Source organism: Brachyspira innocens ATCC 29796 (assembly GCF_000384655.1).
In the GTDB taxonomy this organism is placed as follows: Bacteria; Spirochaetota; Brachyspiria; order Brachyspirales; family Brachyspiraceae; genus Brachyspira; species Brachyspira innocens.
This window is the reverse complement of record NZ_ARQI01000042.1, coordinates 1-5,335: the sequence shown is the minus strand read 5'-3', so window position 1 is coordinate 5,335 and position 5,335 is coordinate 1. Positions and strand designations below refer to the sequence as shown.

5 protein-coding genes and 1 pseudogene are annotated in these 5,335 nt (G+C 26.9%); 1 reads left to right on the top strand and 5 read right to left on the bottom strand.

The window, feature by feature from the left end; translation table 11 throughout:
• From F811_RS0100695 to F811_RS0100680, 4 genes are all read right to left on the bottom strand, one after another.
• On the bottom strand, positions 1 to 464 hold a 464-nt coding region (locus F811_RS0100695), incomplete at its 3' end, for an Rpn family recombination-promoting nuclease/putative transposase (RefSeq protein WP_026364301.1).
• Between the two features lie 553 nt (positions 465 to 1,017).
• The gene (kdsB, locus tag F811_RS0100690; RefSeq protein ID WP_020003392.1) at positions 1,018 to 1,791 is read right to left on the bottom strand and encodes a 3-deoxy-manno-octulosonate cytidylyltransferase; all 774 of its coding nucleotides are present in this window, start codon (positions 1,789 to 1,791) and stop codon (positions 1,018 to 1,020) included.
• A 2-nt stretch (positions 1,792 to 1,793) separates the two neighbouring features.
• The gene (locus tag F811_RS0100685) at positions 1,794 to 2,279 is read right to left on the bottom strand and encodes a PTS sugar transporter subunit IIA (RefSeq protein WP_020003391.1); all 486 of its coding nucleotides are present in this window, start codon (positions 2,277 to 2,279) and stop codon (positions 1,794 to 1,796) included.
• Between the two features lie 40 nt (positions 2,280 to 2,319).
• Positions 2,320 to 2,712, bottom strand: coding sequence for a hypothetical protein (locus tag F811_RS0100680; protein ID WP_020003390.1), 393 nt, complete (start codon positions 2,710 to 2,712; stop codon positions 2,320 to 2,322).
• 172 nt (positions 2,713 to 2,884) lie between these two features.
• Here F811_RS0100680 and F811_RS0100675 point away from each other — a divergent pair, with 172 nt between their 5' ends.
• Positions 2,885 to 4,474: an arginine--tRNA ligase gene (locus tag F811_RS0100675; RefSeq protein ID WP_020003389.1), complete on the top strand. Its 1,590-nt coding sequence runs from the start codon at positions 2,885 to 2,887 to the stop codon at positions 4,472 to 4,474.
• A gap of 644 nt (positions 4,475 to 5,118) precedes the next feature.
• On the opposite strand, the pseudogene F811_RS16650 reads toward F811_RS0100675, so the two are convergent.
• A pseudogene (locus F811_RS16650) lies at positions 5,119 to 5,335 on the bottom strand (Rpn family recombination-promoting nuclease/putative transposase); the annotation flags it as partial.

Below are 5,335 nucleotides of genomic sequence, written 5' to 3'. Positions count from 1 at the left end.
AGTTTTTTATTATTCATTTCATAAAGCATATAACAGGAATGTATATTTTTTGTTTTATCTAAATTAAAATTGAGAAGATTGATACTTATTACTGGAGTAAGTTCATCGTATCTTTCACCATGTTTTAATAATTTACTATAGTTAGCAGCCCAATAATAGAGTATGCGTTCTGGAAATCTTGAATTGCCTTGTAATTGTATTTCTATAATAACTACTGAACCATTCTGAGTGATACATTTAACATCAACAATAGTTTCTTTTAAATTTCTATTTTTCTTTAAATTAAATGGTGTAAGTATTTCTACAGAGCGAAAAGTCTTCATATTAGCATTAATCATTATAGAATTGATAAAATCTAAAAGTATAGTCTCACTGCTTCCCTTATCAGTAAATAAGTATCTGATAAAATAATCATTCAAAGGATTAAAATATTTTATTTGTTTAGTATTAAATTTATTTTCCATAACATATATTATAATTAAATAATGTATAAATGTCAAAGTATAAAATTTATTTTCACTCCCACCCTTTAAATTTTTGAATGCAATATGTTATTTATAAATGTTTTTAATTTTATGGCTTTAACTGTTACTCTGGCTGCCCACCCAAGTATTTTTTAAATTTGTAATGCTATTCAAAGCACGTTAAATCAGTTCTTATATATAAAATAAATTAAATTTAAATAACGCTTTGGGCGGGTGCACTTTTTGAAGTGAAGGCTAAAAAGATTTAATTAAACTAATATAAAAAAATAAAGATTTAATATCTAAAAGGGCGGGGATTAAAATAAAGTTTTGAAAATTATTTTAACTCCCACCCTTTAAATTTTTGAATGCAATATGTTATTTATAAATGTTTTTAATTTTATAGCTTTAACTGTTACTCTGACTGCCCACCCAAGTATTATTTAAATTTATGATATATTCAACGCACGTTTAACTTTACTCTTATAAATAATGAAAATTGTAATTTACAAATTAATCCATATTTAAAAAATTGCCTCTGCGTGCGGGAGAGTTATTTATATATATTTTCATTATTTAATTCGCTTTCGGCAAAGTTTCTTAAATAATTTTGAACAAATTCCAAATCTTCCATAGTATCTATGCCATGAAGAAATTTTTTAGTTTCTAATACTTTTATTTTCATTCCGTTATAAAGCCATCTTAACTGCTCAAGTTTTTCTATGCTCTCATAATCACATTCTTTAAGATTTTCTATTTTTAGAAGTATATCTTTTCTAAAGGCATAAATACCAATATGTTTATAATATTTTACATTTATGTTTTGGTCAAATCTTCTATGCGGTATAGCAGCACGAGAGAAATACATAGCATAATCATTAATGTCCGTAACTACTTTTACAGCATTTTCATCTTTTATTAAAGAACTGTCATCTTCTATTTTTACTTTTAAAGTTGCAATATCAACTAAAGTGTCATCAAATACATCTATTATAGGATTAAGAACAGATTCATCTATTAAAGGCTCATCACCCTGAACATTAATTATAATATCAGAGTCAATATTTTTAGCTGCTTCTATAATTCTTGAAGTTCCAGAAGTGTGATCTTTAGAAGTCATAACTGCTTTAGCATTATTTTTTTCACATATATCCATTATCTCTTTAGAATCCGTTGCTATGATACAATCATCTATTTTTTTAGCAGCTTTTACATTATCATATACTGCTATTATTATAGGCTTTCCTAATAGTTCGTAAGTTAATTTTCTTGGAAATCTTGTTGATTCATATCTGGCTGGTATTATTGCGGTAACTTTATTAGACATAATTATTTAACTCCTAGCATATCTTTGGCTATATCTTTCATTTTTGTTTTAAACTCTTCTTCTGTTTTAGATTCGAGTAAAACTACAGAATACATACTCATTCTTGAAATCTTTGTAAATAGAGAAAGAAGTCCCAAATATTTATCATTACTTTTTTTATTGGTTAAAAACATAGTAAGCAGATGAACAGGTTTTTTATCTAATGCAGAGTAATTCAATCCTTTTTTAGAAACAGCAAATATTATATCATTATCTTCTACTTCATTGGTTCTCACATGAGGAAAAGCTACACCATATCCTAAACCGCTGCTTATAATATCCTCTTTTTTATACATAGATTCTATAGTCTGAGCTATATTTATTCTAAGCCCTTTTGATTCTGAATATATTAAAATTTCGCTAATAGCTTCATCTTTGTTGGAAGCTTTTAAGTCTAAAATAACATAAGAATTATCAATGTATTTTTCTACTTCATTAAATGAAATCATAATAAGTAACCTTTTACTTTCATTATTAAATATAACAATTTTATATTAAAAAATTAAAGTTATTTTTTAAATATTCTTTCATTGTATATTTTTTTTGTATAAGTTCTAGTGTAATATTAAGCGGATATATAGTATTGTGATTTTTAAAACTTATTCCTATAGTTTCATCATCTAAATCAATGTTTCTTGATACTTCCCAAGCACCATGAAATTTTATTCTTATCACTTCGCCTATATAGGCACTGACAGAAAATATAAAGTTTCTATTATTGTCACTTTCCAAAACTAAATTAAGTTTTTCTTTAAAAAACTTATCCACTTCAGCTAAACTTTCTATAGTATAATCGGCATGATAGCCTTCACGCATTAAAAAATTGCTTATCCAATTTGAGGCTCTGGAAAGCTCTTCTTCAGGCAGCATATATCTTGACATAAAACAATCCTTCTAAATACAAATATTATATTTTTTTTATAATATGTCAACCATATTTGATTTATAAAAAAATATACTTGCAGAAGTTTTAATCTCTGATATACTCTATCTTATTAAATTTTATTCTTAAACTAAATTTTATTATTTTTAATTTCATTATTGCGGGGAGCGTATGCTAAAGAAAATTATCTCAAACATTATAAAAACTGCATTAGAAGATTATCTTAAAAATACAGATGTAAAAGAAATCGATTCATATATAGAAATAGGTTATGCAGCAGATGACAAATTCGGAGATTATGCCTGCCCTGCAGCTATGAGGCTTGCTAAAGTGCTTAAAAAAAATCCTTTAGAAATAGCAAATTCAATAGCAGAAAAAATAGATAAAAAATATTTTGAGAAAATAGAAGCCGTAAAACCTGGATTTATTAACTTGACATTATCTTATAATTATATAAATGAATGTATAAATGAGCTTTTAAATAATGATGATTATGGAAAAAATACTGTAGAAGATAAGAAAAAGATATTGATAGAATATGTAAGTGCCAATCCTACTGGACCGCTTCATATAGGGCATGGAAGATGGGCTGCTATTGGAAGTGCTTTATCAAATATACTTAAATATGCTGGACATGAAGTTTATCAGGAGTTTTATGTTAATGATGCTGGTGAGCAGATAACAAAATTAAATGAAAGTGTTAATGCCGTAAAAGAAGGCAGAGAGATTCCAGAAGACGGCTATCATGGAGAATATATAAAAGAAGTAGCAAAATTAGACGGAGTACCTAAAGATATTATATTGGAAAGCCAGAAAAAACTTCTTGAGAGATTCGGCACTCATATGGACAATTATGCCTCCGAACTTAAAATACGTGAGGGCGGAGAATTGGAAAAAACTATGGACTTTTTGGATAAAGAGGGGCTTTTATTTGAAGAAGATAATGCTGTTTGGTTTAGAAGTACTAAATACGGAGATGATAAAGACAGAGTAGTTAAAAAAAGTAACGGCAGCTATACATACTTTGCCCCAGATATAACATATCATAAGAATAAAATTGACAGAGGGTATCATTATTTGATAGATATATTGGGGGCAGACCATCATGGTTATGTACCTAGAATTACTGCAGCTGTTAGGGCTGTAAGTAAAGATACTGCATCTTTAAAAGTAATATTAGGTCAGTTAGTACGTCTTTACAGAGGAAATGAACTTGTGAGAATGAGCAAAAGAACAGGAGATATGATTAGTCTTGAAGATGTTATTGATGAGATAGGGGTTGATCCTACCAGATATTTCCTTCTTATGCGTTCATATTCTAGTTCGCTTGATTTTGATTTGGAGCTTGCTAAAAAGAAAGATAATGACAATCCAGTATATTATGTGCAGTATGCCTATGCAAGAGTATGCAATATATTCTTCAAAATGGAAGAGAAAAACATGTCATATGATGATACAAAATCTTTTGACATATCGAAAATTGCTAATGAAAGTTCTTTAAAGCTAGCTAAAATGATATTAAGATTTCCAGACGAGGTATATGAATCTGCTAAATCATTAGAAGTTTATACTCTTATAAATTATACTTATGAAATAGCAAGTGCTTTGCATAAGTTCTACTATGATAATATAGTACTTGAAGAGAATGCTGAAATAAGACAGGAGAGATTAACTTTAGTAAAAGCAGTAAAAAAAGTTTTAGGCTTATGTTTTGATATAATAGGAATATCCAAAGTAGAGCGAATGTGGGCTGATGAATAATAATTTTTATTTATTTTTATTATATTAGACTTATAAAAAATACTATTCAATGATTTTTATAGCAACAATATATTTATGAAAACATATAAATTAAAGATATTCAATTTTTGTATTTTATAGAGTTTATATAAAAATATATATTATAGTTTCTTATATCAATAACGCTTGGGCGGGTGTACTAAAAAAATAATAGGTTTATAGATTTAATTAAAGCCAATATAAAAAATAAAGCCCTAAAATCTAAAAGGGCGGGGATTAAAATAAAGTTTAAAAATTTATTCTAATTCACTCCCTCTAAATTTTTGAATGCAATATGTTATTTATAAATTATTTTTCTTCTTTAGCTTTTACTGTTACTCTGGCTGCCAACCCAAGTGTTTTTTAAATTTTATAATATTATTCAACGCACGTTAAATCGGTTCTTATATATAAAATAAATTAGATTTGTTAATCAATTTATATTTTAAAGATTCGTTCTGTGTGCGTTTAGACAAGCCTTAAATTTAAATCACACTTTTGGCGGGTGCAATTTTTAAAGTGAAGGCTCAAAAGATTTAATTAAACTAATATAAAAAAATAAAACCTTAAAATCTAAAATGGCGGGGATATAAATAAGATAAAAAATAGTTATTGATCCTTTTTTATTATAATTTCTCTATTTCTTCTATACTTAATCCAGTTAATTCACTGATAAGATTTATATCCATATTTTTATTTTTCATATTTTTTGCTGTCAATATTTGATTTTCTTTGATTCCCTCTTTAATACCTTCTTCTTTTCCTAATCTTCTCTCCTCATCAAGCATTATTTGATTACCGTAAAGATAAGCCTCTTTTTTCTCATATTCCATCATCATTAAT